Source organism: Shinella granuli, from assembly GCF_004341885.1.
Classification (GTDB): Bacteria; Pseudomonadota; Alphaproteobacteria; order Rhizobiales; family Rhizobiaceae; genus Shinella; species Shinella granuli.
This window is the reverse complement of sequence record NZ_SLVX01000018.1, coordinates 79,785-98,085: the sequence shown is the minus strand read 5'-3', so window position 1 is coordinate 98,085 and position 18,301 is coordinate 79,785. Positions and strand designations below refer to the sequence as shown.

General features: G+C 66.3%; 18 protein-coding genes. 13 read left to right on the top strand and 5 right to left on the bottom strand.

What is annotated here, in order from left to right:
- Positions 1-8: 8 nt before the first annotated feature.
- The gene (locus tag EV665_RS23215; RefSeq protein ID WP_133035886.1) at positions 9-959 is read right to left on the bottom strand and encodes a LysR family transcriptional regulator; all 951 of its coding nucleotides are present in this window, start codon (positions 957-959) and stop codon (positions 9-11) included.
- Positions 960-1,044: 85 nt separating this feature from the next.
- Between EV665_RS23215 and EV665_RS23210 the strand changes: the two genes are divergently transcribed.
- From EV665_RS23210 to EV665_RS23170, 9 genes are read left to right on the top strand one after another with little or no spacing between them, the layout of a single operon-like run.
- The gene (locus tag EV665_RS23210) at positions 1,045-1,911 is read left to right on the top strand and encodes a dioxygenase family protein (RefSeq protein ID WP_133035885.1); all 867 of its coding nucleotides are present in this window, start codon (positions 1,045-1,047) and stop codon (positions 1,909-1,911) included.
- Positions 1,908-2,966, top strand: a complete 1,059-nt coding sequence (locus tag EV665_RS23205; RefSeq protein WP_133035884.1) for a maleylacetate reductase — start codon at positions 1,908-1,910, stop codon at positions 2,964-2,966. Before EV665_RS23210 ends, EV665_RS23205 begins: the two co-directional genes overlap by 4 nt.
- Before the next feature lie 39 nt (positions 2,967-3,005).
- On the top strand, positions 3,006-4,286 hold the full coding sequence (locus tag EV665_RS23200) for an ABC transporter substrate-binding protein (RefSeq protein WP_133035883.1): 1,281 nt from the start codon (positions 3,006-3,008) through the stop codon (positions 4,284-4,286).
- Between the two features lie 52 nt (positions 4,287-4,338).
- Positions 4,339-5,058: an ABC transporter ATP-binding protein gene (locus EV665_RS23195; RefSeq protein ID WP_133035882.1), complete on the top strand. Its 720-nt coding sequence runs from the start codon at positions 4,339-4,341 to the stop codon at positions 5,056-5,058.
- Positions 5,055-5,774 (top strand): ABC transporter ATP-binding protein, encoded by a 720-nt coding sequence (locus EV665_RS23190; protein ID WP_133035881.1) that lies wholly within the window; start codon positions 5,055-5,057, stop codon positions 5,772-5,774. Before EV665_RS23195 ends, EV665_RS23190 begins: the two co-directional genes overlap by 4 nt.
- Positions 5,761-6,624: a branched-chain amino acid ABC transporter permease gene (locus EV665_RS23185; protein WP_133035880.1), complete on the top strand. Its 864-nt coding sequence runs from the start codon at positions 5,761-5,763 to the stop codon at positions 6,622-6,624. The genes EV665_RS23190 and EV665_RS23185 overlap by 14 nt, the downstream gene beginning before the upstream one ends.
- Positions 6,625-6,634: 10 nt before the next feature.
- Entirely contained in the window at positions 6,635-7,714 is a 1,080-nt protein-coding gene (locus EV665_RS23180) for a branched-chain amino acid ABC transporter permease (RefSeq protein ID WP_133035879.1), read from the top strand.
- Positions 7,707-9,470: an FAD-dependent oxidoreductase gene (locus EV665_RS23175; protein WP_133035878.1), complete on the top strand. Its 1,764-nt coding sequence runs from the start codon at positions 7,707-7,709 to the stop codon at positions 9,468-9,470. The genes EV665_RS23180 and EV665_RS23175 overlap by 8 nt, the downstream gene beginning before the upstream one ends.
- A complete protein-coding gene (locus EV665_RS23170) occupies positions 9,470-10,369 on the top strand; it encodes an intradiol ring-cleavage dioxygenase (protein ID WP_133035911.1) in 900 nt (299 codons plus the stop codon). Before EV665_RS23175 ends, EV665_RS23170 begins: the two co-directional genes overlap by 1 nt.
- A 97-nt stretch (positions 10,370-10,466) precedes the next feature.
- Here the strand turns inward: EV665_RS23170 and EV665_RS23165 are convergent, their stop codons facing one another.
- Positions 10,467-11,366, bottom strand: coding sequence for a LysR family transcriptional regulator (locus EV665_RS23165; protein WP_064331484.1), 900 nt, complete (start codon positions 11,364-11,366; stop codon positions 10,467-10,469).
- Between the two features lie 150 nt (positions 11,367-11,516).
- On the opposite strand from EV665_RS23165, the gene EV665_RS23160 reads away from it, so the two are divergent.
- A complete protein-coding gene (locus EV665_RS23160) occupies positions 11,517-12,206 on the top strand; it encodes a hydrolase (RefSeq protein ID WP_133035877.1) in 690 nt (229 codons plus the stop codon).
- A 133-nt stretch (positions 12,207-12,339) separates the two neighbouring features.
- Here EV665_RS23160 and EV665_RS23155 read toward each other — a convergent pair whose 3' ends face one another.
- The 3 genes from EV665_RS23155 to EV665_RS23145 all read right to left on the bottom strand — a co-directional run bounded on the left by EV665_RS23155 (position 12,340) and on the right by EV665_RS23145 (position 15,624).
- The gene (locus tag EV665_RS23155; RefSeq protein WP_133035876.1) at positions 12,340-13,272 is read right to left on the bottom strand and encodes an MYG1 family protein; all 933 of its coding nucleotides are present in this window, start codon (positions 13,270-13,272) and stop codon (positions 12,340-12,342) included.
- Positions 13,273-13,436: 164 nt separating this feature from the next.
- Positions 13,437-14,639: an NAD(P)/FAD-dependent oxidoreductase gene (locus EV665_RS23150; protein ID WP_133035875.1), complete on the bottom strand. Its 1,203-nt coding sequence runs from the start codon at positions 14,637-14,639 to the stop codon at positions 13,437-13,439.
- Between the two features lie 22 nt (positions 14,640-14,661).
- On the bottom strand, positions 14,662-15,624 hold the full coding sequence (locus tag EV665_RS23145; RefSeq protein WP_210234666.1) for a 2-hydroxyacid dehydrogenase: 963 nt from the start codon (positions 15,622-15,624) through the stop codon (positions 14,662-14,664).
- 215 nt (positions 15,625-15,839) lie between these two features.
- On the opposite strand from EV665_RS23145, the gene EV665_RS23140 reads away from it, so the two are divergent.
- The 3 genes from EV665_RS23140 to EV665_RS23130 are packed head-to-tail and all read left to right on the top strand — an operon-like array spanning position 15,840 to position 18,301.
- Positions 15,840-16,640: a creatininase family protein gene (locus tag EV665_RS23140; protein ID WP_133035874.1), complete on the top strand. Its 801-nt coding sequence runs from the start codon at positions 15,840-15,842 to the stop codon at positions 16,638-16,640.
- 1 nt (position 16,641) lies between these two features.
- Positions 16,642-17,466, top strand: a complete 825-nt coding sequence (locus EV665_RS23135; RefSeq protein ID WP_064331489.1) for an ABC transporter ATP-binding protein — start codon at positions 16,642-16,644, stop codon at positions 17,464-17,466.
- Complete coding sequence (locus EV665_RS23130) at positions 17,447-18,301, top strand: ABC transporter permease (RefSeq protein ID WP_133035873.1); 855 nt, start codon at positions 17,447-17,449, stop codon at positions 18,299-18,301. The genes EV665_RS23135 and EV665_RS23130 overlap by 20 nt, the downstream gene beginning before the upstream one ends.

The following is an 18,301-nucleotide window of genomic DNA, read 5'->3' as shown; positions in this document are numbered from 1 at the left end:
GGGATCCTTCAAACGCCCCAGACGACCGCTTCCTCGTGCCGCTTGATGAGGTGCTTGAGCGTGTCGAAACCGACCTGCACATGGCGGGCGAAATGATCGACCGCCGGCATGCGCGGCGCATCGGCACGTTTCAGGAGGCCGAGCGCGCGTTCGGGGTGAGGCACGTTGACGGGCAGCGCGGTGATCGATTTTTCATTGCGCTGGGCGAAGACGACGCCGTGCGGCAGCACGGTGAGCGCATCCGTGCCCTTGAGGTAATTGATGACGCTGAACAGCGAGCCGCCCGTGTAGCGGATGCGCAGTTCCGTCGCGCCGAAGGAAAGCAGCATGCTGCGCAGGTCCGCGAGCAGCGGGCTGCCGGGCGGCGGCGCGACCCAGGGATAGTCCAGGAGATGCGAGGGCTGCAGCCGGCGTTTCAGCAGAAGCGGGTGCGTGACGCGGCAGGCGATGACGTTGCGGCCGGGAAGGATCTGCTGGAATTCGAGGCCGGAGCCCTCGTCGAGGATGTCGATCGGGCAGATGGCGAGATCGATCTGGTCGGCCTTCAAGGCGGCCCTGAGATCGGGGAAATAGCCGTAGATCTGGTCGATGCGCACGTCCGGATGCCGGGTCTGGAAGGTCGCGATCATGCCTGAGATCAGCGCGTCCATGAAGAAGGGCGTGCCACCGATGCGCACCGTACCGCCTTTGCCCACGCGAAAACTCTCGATCGTATCCGACGCCTTGCGCGAGGCGGCGAGCATGACCTGACCATGATCGGCGAGCGCCCGGCCGAGCGGCGTTGGCTGCAGCGGGCGGCGGCCTTTGACGAACAGCGGTTCGCCGAGGCGTTTTTCCAGCATGGAGAGGGTGCGCGAGACGGCGGGCTGGGCAAGGCCCAGCAGCGCCGCGCCTTCGGTGACGCCGCCCGTCTTGACGACGGCGGCGAGCTGGATCAGATGGCGCTCGTCTATCTTCATAACGATCCGTTATATTGTTCGGGAATAAAATCATCAATGCCACTGCGGCGCTTTGCTACCGTCTTCCCATGTTGGAGGACGAAGCATGGCGGGACCGATGGCATCCCCTGTCGACACCCTCACCTCGTCGGAGGTGTTTTCGCGGCGGCTTGCGGCCGCCGGCGACGGGCCGTTGCGGCAGGCGCTGATCGGCGCGGTCACCCACCTCCACGCCCTCATCCGCGAACTGAAGCCGACGCCGGCCGAGTGGCGCAACCTCATCACCTTCCTGACGGAGGTCGGCCACGCCTCGGACGACCGGCGTCAGGAATGGGTACTGCTGTCAGACCTGCTCGGCGCGACGGCCCTTGTCGAAGAGGTCAACGCCCACCGCCCGAAACAGGCGACGCCGGGCACGCTGCGCGGTCCCTTCTTCCGCGCCGACGTGCCCGCCCGCGCCCTCGGCAGCGACATCTCGCTCGACGGCGTTGGTGAACGGCTTTCCGTCTCCGGCCGCGTGCAGGATCTCGACGGAAAAGCCATACCGGGCGCCGAAATCATCACCTGGCAGGCCAACGCCGCCGGACTCTACGAGAATCAACAGCCCGACCTGCAGCCGGAATTCAACCTGCGCGGCCTTTTCCGCACGGATGACGAGGGCCGTTTCCATTACCTCACCGTGCGGCCTGCCGGCTACGGCGTGCCGGAGGACGGACCGGTCGGCGCGCTGCTGCTGAAAGCCGGCCTGCCACTGCGCCGCCCGGCGCATCTGCAATTCATGGTCACGGCGGCGGGTTTCGAGACGCTCGTCACCCATCTCTATGACGACAGCGACCCGCACCTTGGCGAAGACCCGCTCTTCGCCGTCAAGCCGGAACTCGTCTGCCGCTTCGAGCGCATGGGGGACAAACCCTGCTGGAGGCTCGATTTCACCTTCGTGCTGGCGCGCGCAAAACAGGGAGCCAGGGCATGACCCGCGATTTCGTCTACTCGACCAGCCCGGCGCATATCGTCTTCGGGTCCGGCAAGGCCGGAACGGTCGGCGAATGGATCGACCGCATCGGTTGCCGCCGCGCCCTCGTTCTCTCGACGCCGCACCAGCGCGCCGACGCCGAAAGGCTGGCGGAAACACTCGGGAGCCGCGCGGCCGGCATCTTCGCCGGGGCGGTGATGCACACGCCCGTCGAGGTGACGGAAAGGGCGATGGAAATCGTGCGCCAGACGGGGGCCGATTGCGTGGTTTCGCTCGGCGGCGGCTCGACGACGGGGCTCGGCAAGGCCATCGCCTACCGCACCGACCTGCCGCAGATCGTCATTCCCACCACCTATGCCGGCTCGGAGGTGACGCCGATCCTCGGCCAGACGGAAGGCGGGCGCAAGACGACGGTGCGCAGCGCCGCCATCCTGCCGGAAGTGGTGATCTACGATCCGGCGCTCACCCTCGGCCTGCCGGTCGGCATGAGCGTGACGAGCGGGCTCAACGCCATGGCCCATGCCGTCGAGGCGCTCTATGCCGAAGATCGCAACCCCGTCTCCTCGCTGATGGCCGCCGAGGGCCTGCGCGCCTTCAAGAGGAGCCTGCCGGCGATCGTGGCGACGCCCGAGGACGGCGAAGCGCGGGCGGAGGCGCTTTACGGCGCCTGGCTCTGCGGCACGGTGCTCGGCACCGTCGGCATGGCGCTGCATCACAAGATCTGCCACACGCTCGGCGGCAGGTTCGACACGCCGCATGCCGATACGCACGCGATCATGCTGCCGCACACCGCAGCCTTCAACGCCGTCGCCGTGCCGGACCTTACTGCCCCGGTGGCGGAGGTTTTCGGCGGATCGGTCGGCGGCGGGCTGTGGGATTTCGCAAGGGCGGCGGGCGCGCCGCTGGCGTTGAAGGACCTCGGGCTTTCGGAGAAGGATCTCGACCTTACCGCCGAGATCGCCACGCAAAACCCCTATCGAAACCCGCGCCCGATCGACCGTCCGTCGATCCGCGCTCTGCTGCAGGATGCCTGGGAGGGCAGACGGCCGGACTGACAACACCCCTCGGGAGGAGGGGAAACGGGAGGAGGACCCATGCTGACGAGACGCGATTTCCTGAAGACGACGGCCGCAGGCAGCGCCGCCGCCCTGACATCCGGCCTTGCCATGCCGGCATTGGCGCAGAACGCGCCGGTCAAGCTCGGCTATGTGAGCCCGCAGACCGGCCCGCTCGCCGCCTTCGGCGAGGCCGACAGCTTCGTCATCGACAGCTTTCTGGCGGTCGCGAAATCGAAGGGGCTGAACTACGAAATCGTCGTCAAGGACAGCCAGTCGAACCCCAACCGCGCGGCGGAAGTCGCCAAGCAGCTCATCGTCGATGACGAGGTCAATCTTGTGCTCGTCGCCTCGACGCCGGAGACGACCAATCCCGTCGCAACGACCTGCGAGGCGGAGGGCATGCCCTGCATCTCCACCGTCGCGCCCTGGCAGCCCTGGTTCATCGGACAGCAGGGCAATCCCGGCGATCCGGCCGCCTGGAAGCCCTTCGACTATGCCTATCACTTCTTCTGGGGGCTGGAGGACGTCATCGCCGTCTTCACCAACATGTGGGCGCAGGTGGAGACCAATCGCAAGGTCGGCGGCCTCTTCCCCAACGACGGCGACGGCAATGCCTGGGGCGACAAGACCGTCGGCTTCCCGCCCGTGCTGGAGAAGATGGGCTATTCCCTCAACGACCCCGGCCGCTACCAGAACATGACCGACGATTTTTCCGCGCAGATCAACGCCTTCAAGGCCGGCGAATGCGAGATCGTCACCGGCGTCGTCATCCCGCCGGACTTCACCACCTTCTGGAACCAGGCGCGGCAGCAGGGTTTCCTGCCGAAGGTCGCCTCGATCGGCAAGGCGCTGCTCTTCCCGCAGGCGGTGGAGGCGCTCGGCGCGGCCGGGCACAACCTTTCCTCCGAAGTCTGGTGGTCGCCGAGCCATCCGTTCCAATCCTCGCTGACGGGTGAAAGCTCGGCCGAGGTCGCCGCCGCCTTCACCAGGGCGACCGGCCGGCCGTGGACGCAGCCGATCGGCTTCGCCCACGCGCTCTTCGAACTGGCGGTCGATGCGATCAATCGCGCCGAGGACCCGACGGACGGCGATGCGGTGGCCGCCGCCATCGCCACGACACGGCTCGACACGCTGGTCGGCACCATCGCCTGGGACGGCGCGGGCCTGCCGCCCTTCGCGGCGAAGAACGTGGCCAAGACGCCACTCGTCGGCGGCCAGTGGCGGCTGAAGGACGGCGGCGGCTACGACCTCGTCATCATCGACAACAAGACCGCGCCGGCCATTCCCGTCGGCGGCACGATGGAAGCGATCGCCTGAACGTGAGGAATGCCGGCGGCGCCCGAAAAGCCCGCCGGCCGGAGGATCAACCATGTCCCTGTTGCAGCTCGATGGCGTTTCCAAACGTTTTGGCGCGCTCACCGTCGCCGACGCGATCAGCCTTTCCGTGGCGGAGGGCGAGGCGCTCGGCATCATCGGCCCGAACGGCGCCGGCAAGTCGACGCTCTTCAACCTGATCACCGGCACGATTTCGCCCGACAGCGGCACGATCCGCTTTGCCGGCGCCGACGTCACCCGCACGCCGCCGATGGCGCGCTGTCTTGCCGGCATGGGGCGCACCTTCCAGATCCCCCAGCCCTTCGAAAAGCTGACCGTCTTCGAAAACCTGCTCGTCGCCGGCAGTTTCGGCGCACGACGCAGCGAAGCCGACGCCTATGGCCGCTGCGCCGAGATCCTTGCGGAAACCGGCCTTCTCGACAAGGCCAACGTGCCGGCGGGCGGCCTCACCCTTTTGCAGCGGAAGCGCCTGGAACTCGCCCGGGCGCTTGCCACCGAACCGCGCCTCCTGCTGCTCGACGAGATCGCCGGCGGGCTGACGGAGGGCGAATGCCTCTCGCTCGTCGCCACCATCCGCGCCATCCATGCCAAGGGCGTCGCCGTCATCTGGATCGAGCATGTGCTGCACGCGCTGACCTCCGTGGTGGAGCGGCTGCTGGTGCTGAATTTCGGCCGGGTGATCGGCGTCGGCGCGCCGGCCGAGATCATGGCCTCGCGCGAGGTGCAGGACATCTATCTGGGGATCGAGATATGACCGCCCTCCTCGAAACCAGGGGCCTGACCGCCTTCTACGGCGATTTCCAGGCGCTGTTCGGCGTCGACATCACCATTGCCGAAGGGGAAACCATCGCCATCATCGGCGCGAACGGCGCGGGCAAGACGACGCTGATGCGCGCCATTTCCGGCGTGCTTAGGAGCGACCCCGAAACCATCCTCTGCCGCGGCGAGGCGATCGGCGCGCTTGCCGCACCCGACATCCTTGCCCGCGGCATCGCCATGGTGCCGGAGGGGCGGCGGCTGTTTCCCTCGCTGACGGTCGAGGAGAACCTGCTCGTCGGCGCCTATGGCAAGCGGCGCGGCGCCTGGACGCTGGGCGGCATCTACGATCTCTTACCGATCCTGAAGGAGCGGCGCAACACCCCGGCGACGGCGCTGTCCGGCGGGCAGCAGCAGATGGTGGCGATCGGCCGGGCGTTGATGGCCAATCCGGACGTGCTGCTCTGCGACGAGATCAGCCTCGGCCTCGCCCCGGTCGTCGTGCGCGACATCTACGCCGCCTTCCCGCGCATCCGCGCGAGCGGCGCCGCCATCGTCATCGTCGAGCAGGATATCGGCCAGGCGCTGAAGGTGGCGGACCAAGTCTATTGCATGATGGAGGGGCGCGTCACCCTCTCCGGCCGGCCGGAAGAATTGAGCCGCGACGACATCCACGCCGCCTATTTCGGAGCGCCAAGCCATGAACATGCTTGATACCATCGTCCAGGGCGTGCTGCTCGGCGGGCTCTATGCGCTGTTCGCCGCGGGGCTGAGCCTCGTCTTCGGCATCATGCGGCTGGTCAACCTTGCCCATGGCGACCTCATCGTGCTCGCTGCCTTCCTGCTGCTCGTGCTGGTGAGCACCCTCGGGCTCAATCCCTTCCTCGCCGCCCTCATCGTCGCGCCGGTGATGTTCGCGCTCGGCTATGCCTTGCAGGAGGTGCTGTTCAACCGCACGCTGGGCAAGGACGTGCTGCCGCCGCTGCTCGTCACGTTCGGCCTGTCGATCGTCATCCAGAACGGCCTGCTCGAAGGCTTTTCCGCAGACAGCCGCCGCATCTCCGCCGGCCCGCTGGAGACTGCCTCGATGGGCCTCGGCCCCGTCACCGTCGGCCTCATGCCGCTGATGGCCCTGCTCTCGGCGGTCGCCGTCGTCGTCGGGCTCAACCTCCTGATCTACCGCACCGCGCTTGGCCGCGCCTTCCGCGCCACCTCCGACGACACCGTGACCGCCGGCCTGATGGGCATCCGCCCGCGAAAGATCTTCGCGGTGGCGACCGGTCTTGCCATGGTGGTGGTGACGATCGCCGCGCTTTATCTCGGCACCCGCGCCAATTTCGACCCGACCGCCGGGCCGGCGCGGCTGATCTATGCCTTCGAGGCGGTGATCATCGGCGGCCTCGGCTCGCTCTGGGGCACGCTCGCCGGCGGCGTCATCCTCGGCGTGGCGCAAACGGTCGGCGCGTCGATAAACCCCGAATGGCAGATCCTGTCCGGCCATCTCGCCTTCCTCGCCGTTCTCCTGATCAAGCCGCGCGGTCTTTTCCCGCGCGCCGTCGACTGAGGTGTTTTCGATGTCCATCGCCATGCCATCCCTCAAGGTCGAGACCGGCTCGAAAGCCTCTTCGCTCGCGCTGTTCGTGGCGTTCGCCGTGCTGGCGCTCGGCCTCGCCGCGCCCTTCCTCGTCTCGCGCAGTACGGTGCAGGACCTGTTCTTCATCCTCACCATGCTGGTGCTGGCGCAGAGCTGGAACCTTCTGGCAGGCTATGCGGGGCTGATCTCCGTCGGCCAGCAGGTCTTCGTCGGTTTCGGCGCCTATGCCATGTTCGGCGCGGTCATCCTCCTCGGCGTCGATCCGCTGCCGGCGATCCTCATCGCCGGGGTGTTGTCCATGCTGCTCGCCATCCCCACCGCCTTCTTCACCTTCCGTCTCTACGGCCCCTATTTCGCCATCGGCACCTGGGTGGTGGCGGAGGTCGTGCGCCTCCTCTTCGCCCAGTGGAAGGCGCTCGGCGGCGGCACCGGCACCTCGCTGCCGCGCGAGGCGGTGCGCGACATGGCGGGCGTTTCCCTCCTGCGCGATCTCTTCGGCATGAAGCCGGCCGAGGCGAGCGACGCCATCACCTACTGGCTGGCGCTCATCCTTGCCGCCGCCACCATCGGCTTCATCTACCGCCTGCTGCGCAGCAAGCAGGGGCTGGGCCTCGCCGCCGTGCGCGACAACGAACAGGCCGCCCGCGCCGTCGGCGTCGATGCGCGGCGCATGAAGGCGCTGGTCTACCTCGCCACCGCCTTCCTCACCGGTCTTGCCGGCGCGCTGATCTATGTGCAGAAGGCCCGCATCTCGCCGGACGCCGCCTTCTCCGTCACCGACTGGACGGCCTATGTCATCTTCATCGTCGTCATCGGCGGCATCGGCACCATCGAGGGACCGATCCTCGGCGTCGTCCTGTTCTTCCTTCTGCAGAACCTCATGGCCGATTACGGCTCCTGGTATCTCCTGATGCTCGGTCTTTCCGGCATCCTCGTCATGCTTTTCGCGCCGCGCGGTCTCTGGGGGGCCTTTTCCGACCGCACCGGCATCCAGCTCTTTCCGGTCCGCCGCAAGCTCACGGGCGGTCCATCCATCCACCAGGGAGGTTTTCATGGCTGACATCACAACCGACGTTCTCATCATCGGCACCGGCCCGGCCGGTTCCGCCACCGCCGCGCTGCTTGCGAGCTACGGCATCGAGAACATGGTGATCAACCGCTACCGCTGGCTCGCCAACACGCCGCGCGCCCACATCACCAACCAGCGCACCATGGAGGTGCTGCGCGACCTCGGCCGCGAGGTGGAGGACGAGGCCTACATGTTCGCCGCCGAACAGGAGCTGATGGGCGAGAACGTCTTCTGCACGGCGCTCGCCGGCGAGGAGATCGGCCGCATGAAGAGCTGGGGCATGCACCCCGCTTCCCGCGCAGAGCATCAGCTCTCCTCGCCGAGCAAGATGAACGACCTGCCGCAGACCTTCATGGAGCCGCTGCTCTTCAAGACCGCCTGTTCGCGCGGCACGCAGGCGCGCATGTCGACGGAATATGTCAGCCATGAGCAGGACGCGGAGGGCGTCACCACCACCTGCCTCGACCGGCTGACCGGCAAGACCCTGACCGTGCGCTCAAGATATCTCGTCGGCGCGGACGGCGGCAATTCGAAGGTGGCGGAACATGCGGGGCTCAGCTTCGAGGGCCGCATGGGTGTCGCCGGCTCGATGAACATCCTCTTCGAGGCCGATCTTTCCCGCTATGTCGCCCACCGCCCCTCGGTGCTCTACTGGGTCCTGCAGCCCGGCGCCGATGTCGGCGGCATCGGCATGGGGCTGGTGCGCATGGTGCGCCCCTGGCACGAATGGCTGATCGTCTGGGGCTACGACATCAACCAGCCCGCCCCCGCCGTGGACGAGGCGCATGCGAAAAAGGTCGTGCGCGACCTCGTCGGCGTCGCCGATCTCGACGTGACGATCAAGTCGGTCTCCACCTGGACCGTCAACAACATGTATGCGACGACGCTTTCGAACGGCCGCGTCTTCTGCATGGGCGATGCCATCCACCGCCATCCGCCGTCGAACGGGCTCGGCTCCAACACCTCCATCCAGGATGCCTTCAACCTCGCCTGGAAGCTCGCCTATGTGCTGAGGGGGCAGGCCGGCGAAGGGCTGCTGGCAAGCTACGACGCCGAGCGCGCGCCCATCGCCAAGCAGATCGTCACCCGCGCCAACAAGTCGATCGAGGAATTCGGGCCGATCTTCAAGGCGCTCGGCCTGCTCGATTCCATCGACCCGGTGAAGATGCAGCAGAACATGGACGCCCGCTGCAACGACACGCCTGCCGCCGAGGAACAGCGCGCCGCCATCCGCAAGGCGATCGCGGCGAAGGTCTACGAATTCGACGCCCACGGCGTGGAGATGAACCAGCGCTACCGCTCGCAGGCCGTGGTGACCGATGGCGAACCCGAACCCGCCTTCGAGAAGGACCCGGAACTGCATTTCCAGCAGACGACCTGGCCGGGCGCCCGCCTGCCGCATGCCTGGCTCTTTGCCGAGGATGGCCGGAAGGTTTCGACGCTGGATCTGGCGGGCCGCGGCCGCTTCACGCTGCTGACCGGCATCGGCGGGCAGGGCTGGGTCGAGGCGGCGAAGGTGGTCGGCCGCGAACGCGGCGTCGAGATCGCCGCCCACATCATCGGCCCGCGCCAGCAATGGCAGGATTTTTCCGGCGACTGGGCCGCTCTCAGCGAGGTGCGCGACGGCGGCGTCGTGCTGGTGCGGCCCGACCACCACGTCTGCTGGCGGCGGGCGGAGGGGACGGACGATCCGGCCGACGACCTGCGCCGGGTGTTGGCCGCCGTACTTGGAAAGGAAGACCGATGATGGACGAGCACGAAAAGGGTTTCTTCACCGAGGAAAACTCCGTCGAGGTCGTCGCCGGCCGCAACAGGAACGCGAAGGACGCGCGGCTGAAGGCGATCATGGAGGTCGTGACGCGCAAGCTGCACGAGGCGGTGAAGGAGATCGAGCCGACGCAGGAGGAGTGGATGGAGGCCATCCTCTTCCTCACCCGCACCGGCCAGATGTGCAACGAGTGGCGGCAGGAATTCATCCTGCTCTCCGATACGCTCGGCGTCTCGATGCTGGTCGACGCCATCAACAACCGCAAACCCTCCGGCGCCTCGGAAAGCACGGTGCTCGGGCCGTTCCATGTACAGGACGCGCCGGAACTGCCGATGGGCGCGAACATCTGCCTCGACCAGAAGGGCGAGGACATGGTGATCTCCGGCCGCATCCTCGACACGGCCGGCCGGCCGATCACGGGCGCGGTGCTGGATGTCTGGCAGGCCAACGACGAGGGTTTCTACGACGTGCAGCAGCTCGGCATCCAGCCGGAATTCAACCTGCGCGGCGTGTTTCGCACGGGGGAGGACGGACGCTACTGGTTCCGTGCCGTCAAGCCGAAATACTACCCGATCCCGCATGACGGGCCGGTTGGCCGGATGCTGAACCATCTCGGCCGGCATCCCTATCGCCCGGCGCACCTGCACTACATCCTCAAGGCCGAAGGCTTCGAGACGCTGATCACCCATATCTTCGACCCGCACGACCCCTATATCAACTCGGACGCCGTGTTCGGCGTGAAGCAGAGTCTCCTCGCCGATTTCCATCTCGTCGACGATCCCGCGCGGGCGAAGGGCTACGACTTCGCCGGGCCGTTCTGGGAGGTGGAGTACGACTTCGTGCTGGCGCGGAAGGGGGAGGCCCGCGGGGCAGCCTGAAGCATCAGGCCCCGTTGCAGAGGAATCCCGCTTCAGGCGTTCCGCTTCCCGGCACGCCGGGGAGTAAGGCCGGCATCGGCGCGTCCGGTGGTCCGATCTACTGCAGTACGGACATGTAGGCCGGCACGTGCTGCTCGAAATATTTCGAGAAGGCCGCGATGCGGGGCGGAAGCGCCTGGTAGGGCGGGTAATAAAGGGTCAGCCACAGGTCGGGCGGCGACCAGCGCGGCAGCACATGCGCCAGCCGGCCGGCCTGCAGGTGTGCCGCGACGTGGAAGCGCGGCAGCAGCGTGACGCCGGCACCCTCCGCCGCCATGTCGGCGAGGACGTCGCCATTGTTGGCGCTGAAGCTGCGGCCGGCGGAGATCTCGACGGTCGCGCTGCCGTCCGAAAGCACCCACGCCTCGCGGCGGCTTTCCCCGCTATAGGCAAGGCATTCGTCCGGCGCCAGTTCGCCGGGATGGTCCATGGCCGCAAACCGGCTTCCGGGCGCCGCCACGAGCACACGCGGAATCACGCAGACCTTGCGCCAGATGGTGAACTTGTCGGAAGGGGTCGAGGAGATGCGAATGGCGAGATCGAAATCCTGGTCGAGAATGTTGACGAAACCGTCCGCCAGCGAGATCTCGAAATTGATCTTCGGATAGAGTTTTCGAAAGCCGGTGAGGATCGGCGGCAGAACGGCCTTGCCGAACCATGTCGGCGCACTGATGCGAAGCCGTCCCTGGTCCGTCTTGTGGGCATCCATGATATCCTTGCGCGCCGTTTCGAGTGCCTGGAAGGCCGGCTGGATCTGGGCGGCGAAGATGGCGCCGTCCGTCGTCAGCGACACCTGCCGCGTCGTCCGCACGAAGAGCTGGAGGCCGAGTTCCTCCTCCAGCGCGGCAATGGTGCGCGTGATGGCGGCGGGCGCCATGTTGAGCTCCCGCGCCACCTGGGCGAAGTTCCGCTTTTCGGCGGCCAGCAGGAAGATGCGCAGGGCCTTGTAGTCGTTCACTTCGATTATTTCCGTAATCGCAATTCAATGGACATTATTATTGTAATTCTACGACGCAATCAACGCCGCTACATCTGTCTCCATCGAAATGCAGAAACGGCGAAGGCAGGGCAAGGGCCCTTCCTTTCCACATCAGAGAGGAGATAGACCATGTCCAGCAAACTCGAAGTCCTGACTCCGGAAAACAGCCAGATCATCTTCATCGACCAGCAGCCGCAGATGGCCTTCGGCGTCCAGTCGATCGACCGCCAGACGCTGAAGAACAATGTCGTGGGCCTCGCCAAGGCAGCCAGGGTCTTCGATATTCCGACAACCATCACGACCGTCGAGACGGACTCCTTCTCCGGGCATACCTATCCGGAACTTCTCGCCGTCTTCCCGGAAAACGACATCCTCGAGCGGACCTCGATGAACTCCTGGGACGACCAGAACGTTCGCGACGCACTCGCCAGGAACGCCGCGAACGGCCGCAAGAAGGTCATTGTCTCCGGTCTGTGGACGGAAGTCTGCAACACCACTTTCGCCCTCTCCTGCCTGCACGACACCGACTACGAGATCTACATGGTGGCCGATGCATCCGGCGGCACGTCGGTGGATGCCCACAAATACGCGATGGACCGCATGGTCCAGGCCGGCGTCGTGCCCGTTACCTGGCAGCAGGTCCTCCTCGAATGGCAGCGCGACTGGGCCCACAAGAAGACCTATGACGCCGTCACCGCCATCGTGAAGGAACATTCCGGCGCCTACGGCATGGGCATCGACTATGCCGTCACCATGGTCCACAAGGGCGAGGAACGCACCCGCCACGGCAAGCGCATCGGCCCCAACCCGGCACGATGACCATCGACCGCACCCCATCGAACAACGTGGCCGGCCCCTTGCGGGGCCGGCCTGCGCATGTCCCGTCGGCGCGGATCGCCTCCCCCCGGCCCGCCATACGGATCACATCGATGTCCCGAGGTCAGCCGGCCGCCTATGTTGCCGCTGCCGGCCCGGCATGCACGACCGCGATCCTCGCCATATCGAGCGCGGCATCGCGCGTTCTCGCCGCGGCGATGAAGCGGCCGTTATGGCAGAACGTTGCGTCGGCCACGCCGCAAACCGCTGCAAGATCCTCGCCGGACAGGCCGGCCCAACTCGCCGGAAGATCGGCCCGCAATTCGAATCCGTCGCTCGACCGCCTGATGCCGGTCAGGCACCAATCGTTCTCTCGCGGATGGACGACGAACAGAAGATGATCCGCACCCGCCTTCACGATTGCAGGCCGGAACGGCATCCCCATGGGAAGCTCCAGCACCGGATTATCACCAGCCGCCGTGATCGCCTGGAGCACGATCGCCTCCGCGCGCAGCTTCGCGGCGGCCTGCCTTATGCTCGCCTCTACGAAACTGCGCGCGATCGCAAGCGCATTCTGGAATGCCCGGTCGTCGGCATCCGGCTCCCTGTCATCGAAGACAGGCTTGAGCGTTTCCAGCAGGACAGGCAGCGTCAGCTTGGCCAGAGCGCCGGCAACCGACGGGCTCAAGGCCCCGTTGTCCATCAGATCGACCGGCAGCACGAAATCCATATCGAAGCCTGCATGCAGGGCATCGATATCGGAAGCGGGAACGCCGACGGCCCTCAGGTAGTCCCGGCCGAACTGGCGCCAGATCAACCCGAAGGAGCTGAACGGCTGGCCATCCTCCCGCAATGGCGCCCCGCGCTGATGATGGTCGAATATCCCCATGGCCGGATCATAGGCGCCGCCGACATCATAGATGATCCTGTCGCTGCCGGGCGTAATCCACTGCGGCGCGCGGCTGCGCACGAGACGGGCAGCCGGAAACAGCCGCGTGAGGATCACGCTGGACAGCAGTTCATCCGCATGAAAGCCGCCGGAATGCGTTACAAGGAAGTCGGGGGCCATGCTGCTCAACCTGTCGATGGTTCTGTGTTTCCGATCACCGGCGTCGGATATCGATTGAGCCACCGGGTTTCAAGGAAAACATCAGCGGAAGCGCGGAAGGCATCCGGATGGACCTCCGCCGGGCACAGGCGCGATGCCGGCGGAAAAACGCGCCTCGGAGCCTGTCATATCAGGCTTTTCAGATCGAAGCCCGCGTCGGCCACCTGGCCCGGCAAGGGTGAGCGCCCTGCCTCGATCAGACGTTTGCCCACCATGTAGCTGCGCGGCTCGTTCATGGCATCGACGGCGAGCAGCGCGCCTTGGCGGAAATACCAGTGCGAGCGCGCCCTCTCGTTCGCCCCCGGCCGCACCACCACCTGGTCGAATGCCATGTTCAGGCCGGCGATCTGCAGCTTCACATCATACTGATCGGACCAGAACCACGGCTTCGGCACGTAATCCGCCGCCGCGCCCAGCATGTTGGCGGCGACCGCCTCGGCCTGGTCGATGGCGTTCTGCACGCTTTCCAGCCGGATCATCTCGCCGCGATAGGGCAGGCGCGCGCAATCGCCGGCCGCCCAGATGGCCGGATCGCCGGTCCTGCCATGCGCATCGACGAGAATGCCGCCGTCGCAGGCAAGACCCGCCGCCGCCGCCAGCCCGTCATTGGCCGCCACACCGATGCCGACGATGACGAAATCCACTTCGCGGCGCGAGCCGTCCGAAAGCGCCGCCGAGATCGCCTCCCTGCGCTCCAGCCCGGCAAGGCCCGTCCCTTCGAGGATTTCGACGCCGTTGCCGGCATGGAGGTTCCGAAAATAGTCCGAGGTCTGCGGTGCGGCGACGCGCTGGAGAATGCGTTCGGCCGCCTCGATCAGCGTTACCTTCAGGCCGAGCCTGGCCGCCACCGCCGCCGCCTCCAGCCCGATATAACCGCCGCCGACGACCAGCACCCGCCGCCCTTCGCGGAATTCCGGGGCCATGCGATCGACATCGGCCAGGTTGCGCACCACATAGACGCCCTGCAGGCCGCCCCCGAGCGCGGCCGGCAGCGCACGCGGCGTCGCTCCCGTCGTCAGCGCCAGTTGGTCATAGGCCACCACGTCGTTGCCGAGACGGACCTGCCGCGCGGCACGATCGATGGCGGCGACCTTTTCACCGAGCAGCAGGGCAATGTCGTTGTCCGCGTAGAAGCGTTCGGGCCGCAGGTGCAGTTGCTCCAGCGTCATTTCCCCCATCAGGTACTTCTTGGAGAGCGGCGGGCGCTGGTAGGGCAGCGTGCCCTCCTCGCCGATGAGGGTGATGCGCCCGCCAAAACCGAGGCCCCGCAGCTTGGCCGCCAGTGACGAGCCGGCCTGCCCGGCCCCCAGGATCGCAATATGGTTCATGTCGTCCTCCCCTACCTCGTGTTCACGCGACCCGGTTTTCCGGCGTATCGCCGCGGAAAAAGGCTTCCAGATTGTCGAGCGCCGTCATGCCCATCGCCGCGCGTGCCGCATGCGTCGCCGAGCCGAGATGGGGCAGCAGCACGACGTCGTCGCGTTCGCGCAGGGCGGCCGGCACGGCGGGCTCGAATTCGTAGACATCGAGCGCCGCCCCGGCGATCCGGCGATTGTCCAGCGCCCGGATCAGCGCCGCCTCGTCCACCACTTCACCGCGCGAGACATTGACGAGATGCGCCTCAGGCCGCATCAGCATGAAGGCGCGCTCGTCGATCAGGTGGCGCGTCTCGTTGCCGCCCGGCACGGTCAGCACGACGAAGTCGGCGCGCCGCAGCAATTCATCCAGCGGCACCTGCATCGCCTCCACGCCGGGCACCGTCTTCGGTGAGCGGTTGTGGAACAACACCCGCATGCCGAAACCGGCGGCGGCGCGCCGGGCGACCTCCTGCCCGATGCGCCCCATGCCGACGATACCGACCGTGCTGCCGGAAACGTCCTGGCCGAGAAGCTGCACCGGGTGCCAGCCCTTCCACTCCCCCGATCGCACGAGCCGCTCGCCCTCGCCCGCACGGCGCGCGCTCATCAGCAGAAGCAGCATGGCGAGATCGGCGGTCGGGCCGGTGACGGCCCCCGGCGTGTTGGTCACGGCGATGCCGGCGCCTGCGGCGGCCGCAAGGTCGATATGGCTGACCCCGGCCCCGAAATTGGCAAGGATGCGGCAGCGCGACGATACCACGCCCGCAAACACCGCCGGGGAAAAGACGTCGCCGAGCGAGGGCAGGATCGCGTCATGATCGAGGAGGGCGGCGGAGAGTTCCGCCATTGTCGTGGGGCCCGTGTCCTTGCGGATCGTCAGGTCGAAGAGCGTGCCCGCACGCTCATGCACGGGCGCCGGCATAGGGCGTGTGATCAACAGGCGCGGTCGTCTCATGAGTCCTCCCAGACGTCATTCCGGCCATCCTCCCGATAGCTGGAACCACGAATAAACATGATGATAATCAAAAGCTTATCGTAACACTTGGAAAGAACATACCAAATAGTTTGACCATTTGCTATGAGTTTGTTTATCTAAACCCGGAGGAAGAGGAGAAGCAAGATGGAGTTTCTGTCAGCAACGGGTGTCTCTGACGGCACGGAGGCTTTTCGATGAAGCGTTTCTGGGCCGACTATTCCAGCCGCGATTTCACCGCGCTCGATCGCGGGCGCATCATCGCCGTCCTTCCCATCGGGGCCATCGAGCAGCACGGGCCGCACCTGCCCATGTCCGTCGACAGCTGTACGGTCGACGGGGTGTCGCGCCGTCTCGCAAAAGCCCTGCCGGAGGACAGCCCGGTGCTCTTCCTGCCCACGCAGGCCGTCTGCAAGAGCGACGAGCACATCGACTATCCCGGCACGCTCACCCTTTCGGCCGAAACGCTGATCCGTGTGCTCACCGAGATCGGCGCCAGCGTGGCGCGCTCGGGCGTGCGCAAGTTCGTTCTCCTCAACGGCCATGGCGGCAACATCCCGATCATGGACGTCGTCACCCGCCAGTTGCGCATCGCGCACGACATGCTGACCTTCTCGGTCAACTGGTTCGGCTTCGGCATGCCGGAGGGCATCTATTCCGATGTCGAGCGCACCCACGGCATCCACGCCGGCGACATGGAAACCTCCGTCCTGCTGGCGCTCGATCCCGACAATGTGGACATGACCGCCGCCCGCGACTTCCGCTCGCGCGGCCAGGATCTTGTCGAAAACTTCCGCCATCTCGGCCTCGGCCGCGGCGCGAAGCCCGGCTGGAAGACGCAGGATTTCAGCGTCGCCGGAGCCTGCGGCGAGGCGCATCTCGCCACCGCCGCGAAGGGCGAGGCGACCCTCGACCACGCCGTCGCGCGCCTCGTCGAAGCCATGGCGGAAATCGACAGCCTGCCGGCCGACTGGCTGGACAGAAAACCGGAGTGGTAGCATGAACGCGGCAAGCCCCCTCCCCAAGGCCGCCGGCCTCACCGGCGCCCCCGTCCTCATCGACATGAAGGACGTCTCCAAGCGCTTCGCCAACGGCACCGTGGCGTTGCGCGGCATGTCGCTACAAATCCGCAACGGCGAGTTCGTCTCCTTCCTCGGCCCCTCCGGCTGCGGCAAGAGCACGGCGCTGAAGATGATCTCCGGCCTTCTGTCCTTCTCGTCGGGTTCGATCACCGTCAACGGCCATCCGGCCGGCGAAAGCCCCCATGGCAGCGATATCGGCTATGTCTTCCAGGAAGCGACGCTGATGCCCTGGGCGACGGTATTCGAGAACGTCTTCCTGCCGCTGAAATTGCAGGGGCTCGGCAAGGGCGAGGCGAAGGCCCGCGTGGAAGAGGCCCTTTCCATGGTGGGCCTTGCCAATTTCGCCCGCTCCTATCCGCGCGAGCTTTCGGGCGGCATGAAGATGCGCGCCTCCATCGCCCGCGCCATGGTGACGAAGCCGAAGCTGCTTTTGATGGACGAGCCCTTCGCGGCGCTCGACGAGATGACGCGCTCCAAGCTCAACGACGAAGTGCTGGGCCTCTGGCGCTCGCACGGGCTGACGGTGATCTTCGTCACCCACTCGGTCTTCGAGTCCGTCTATCTCTCCAGCCGCGTCGTGGTCATGGCCGCGCGCCCCGGCCGCGTGGTGCACGATATCGCGCTGCCCGGCGCCGACACGCGCACGAGCGCTTACCGCATGACGTCGGAATACACCGACAACTGTCGTCTCGTCAGCAACGCACTCGAAGGGACCATGGACCATGTCGATCTCAACCATTGATCCCGCCGTTGCCGAAAGCGAAATCCTCGATCCGCGCATCCTTCTCGAACGCCGCGAGCGGCGCCTGCGCGTCATCATGCCCATCGTCTCGATCCTCGCGGTCCTCGGCCTCTGGGAATTCCTCGTCTGGTACAACGAGGTGCCGCATTACCTCATCCCCGCGCCGAGCCTGATCGCGAAAACGCTGGTGCAGGACTGGTCGTCGCTGATGCAGAGCGCAGCCTTCACGGTCAAGCTGACGCTGCTCTCGCTTGGCCTCGCCATCATCGGCGGCGTGCTGCTCGGCATGCTCTTCGCCCTGTCGCGCACGGTGGAAATGTGCCTCTTCCCCTTCGCCGTCATCCTGCAGGTGACGCCGATCATCGCCATTGCGCCGCTGATCCTCATCTATGTCAGCAACACCTTCTTCGCGCTGCTCATCTGCGCCTGGATCGTCGCCTTCTTCCCGATCCTGTCGAACACGGCGATCGGCCTGCGCAGCGCCGACCATAACCTGCGCGACATGTTCCGGCTCTACCAGGCGACGCCCTGGCAGCGCCTGCGCCATCTCCTGATCCCCTCGGCGCTGCCCTATTTCATGGCGGCGCTGAAGATCGCGGGCGGCCTTTCGCTGATCGGCGCGGTCGTCGCCGAGTTCGTCGCGGGCACGGCGGGGCAGAACACCGGCCTTGCCTCGCGCATCCTCGAATCGAGCTTCCGCAACGAGATCCCGCGCATGTTCGCCGCGCTGTTCCTCGTCTCGGTGCTGGGCGTCGGGATCTTCCTCGTCACGTCCTGGCTGTCGCATCTCGTGCTCGGCCACTGGCACGAAAGCGAAATCAAGCGCGAGACGTGA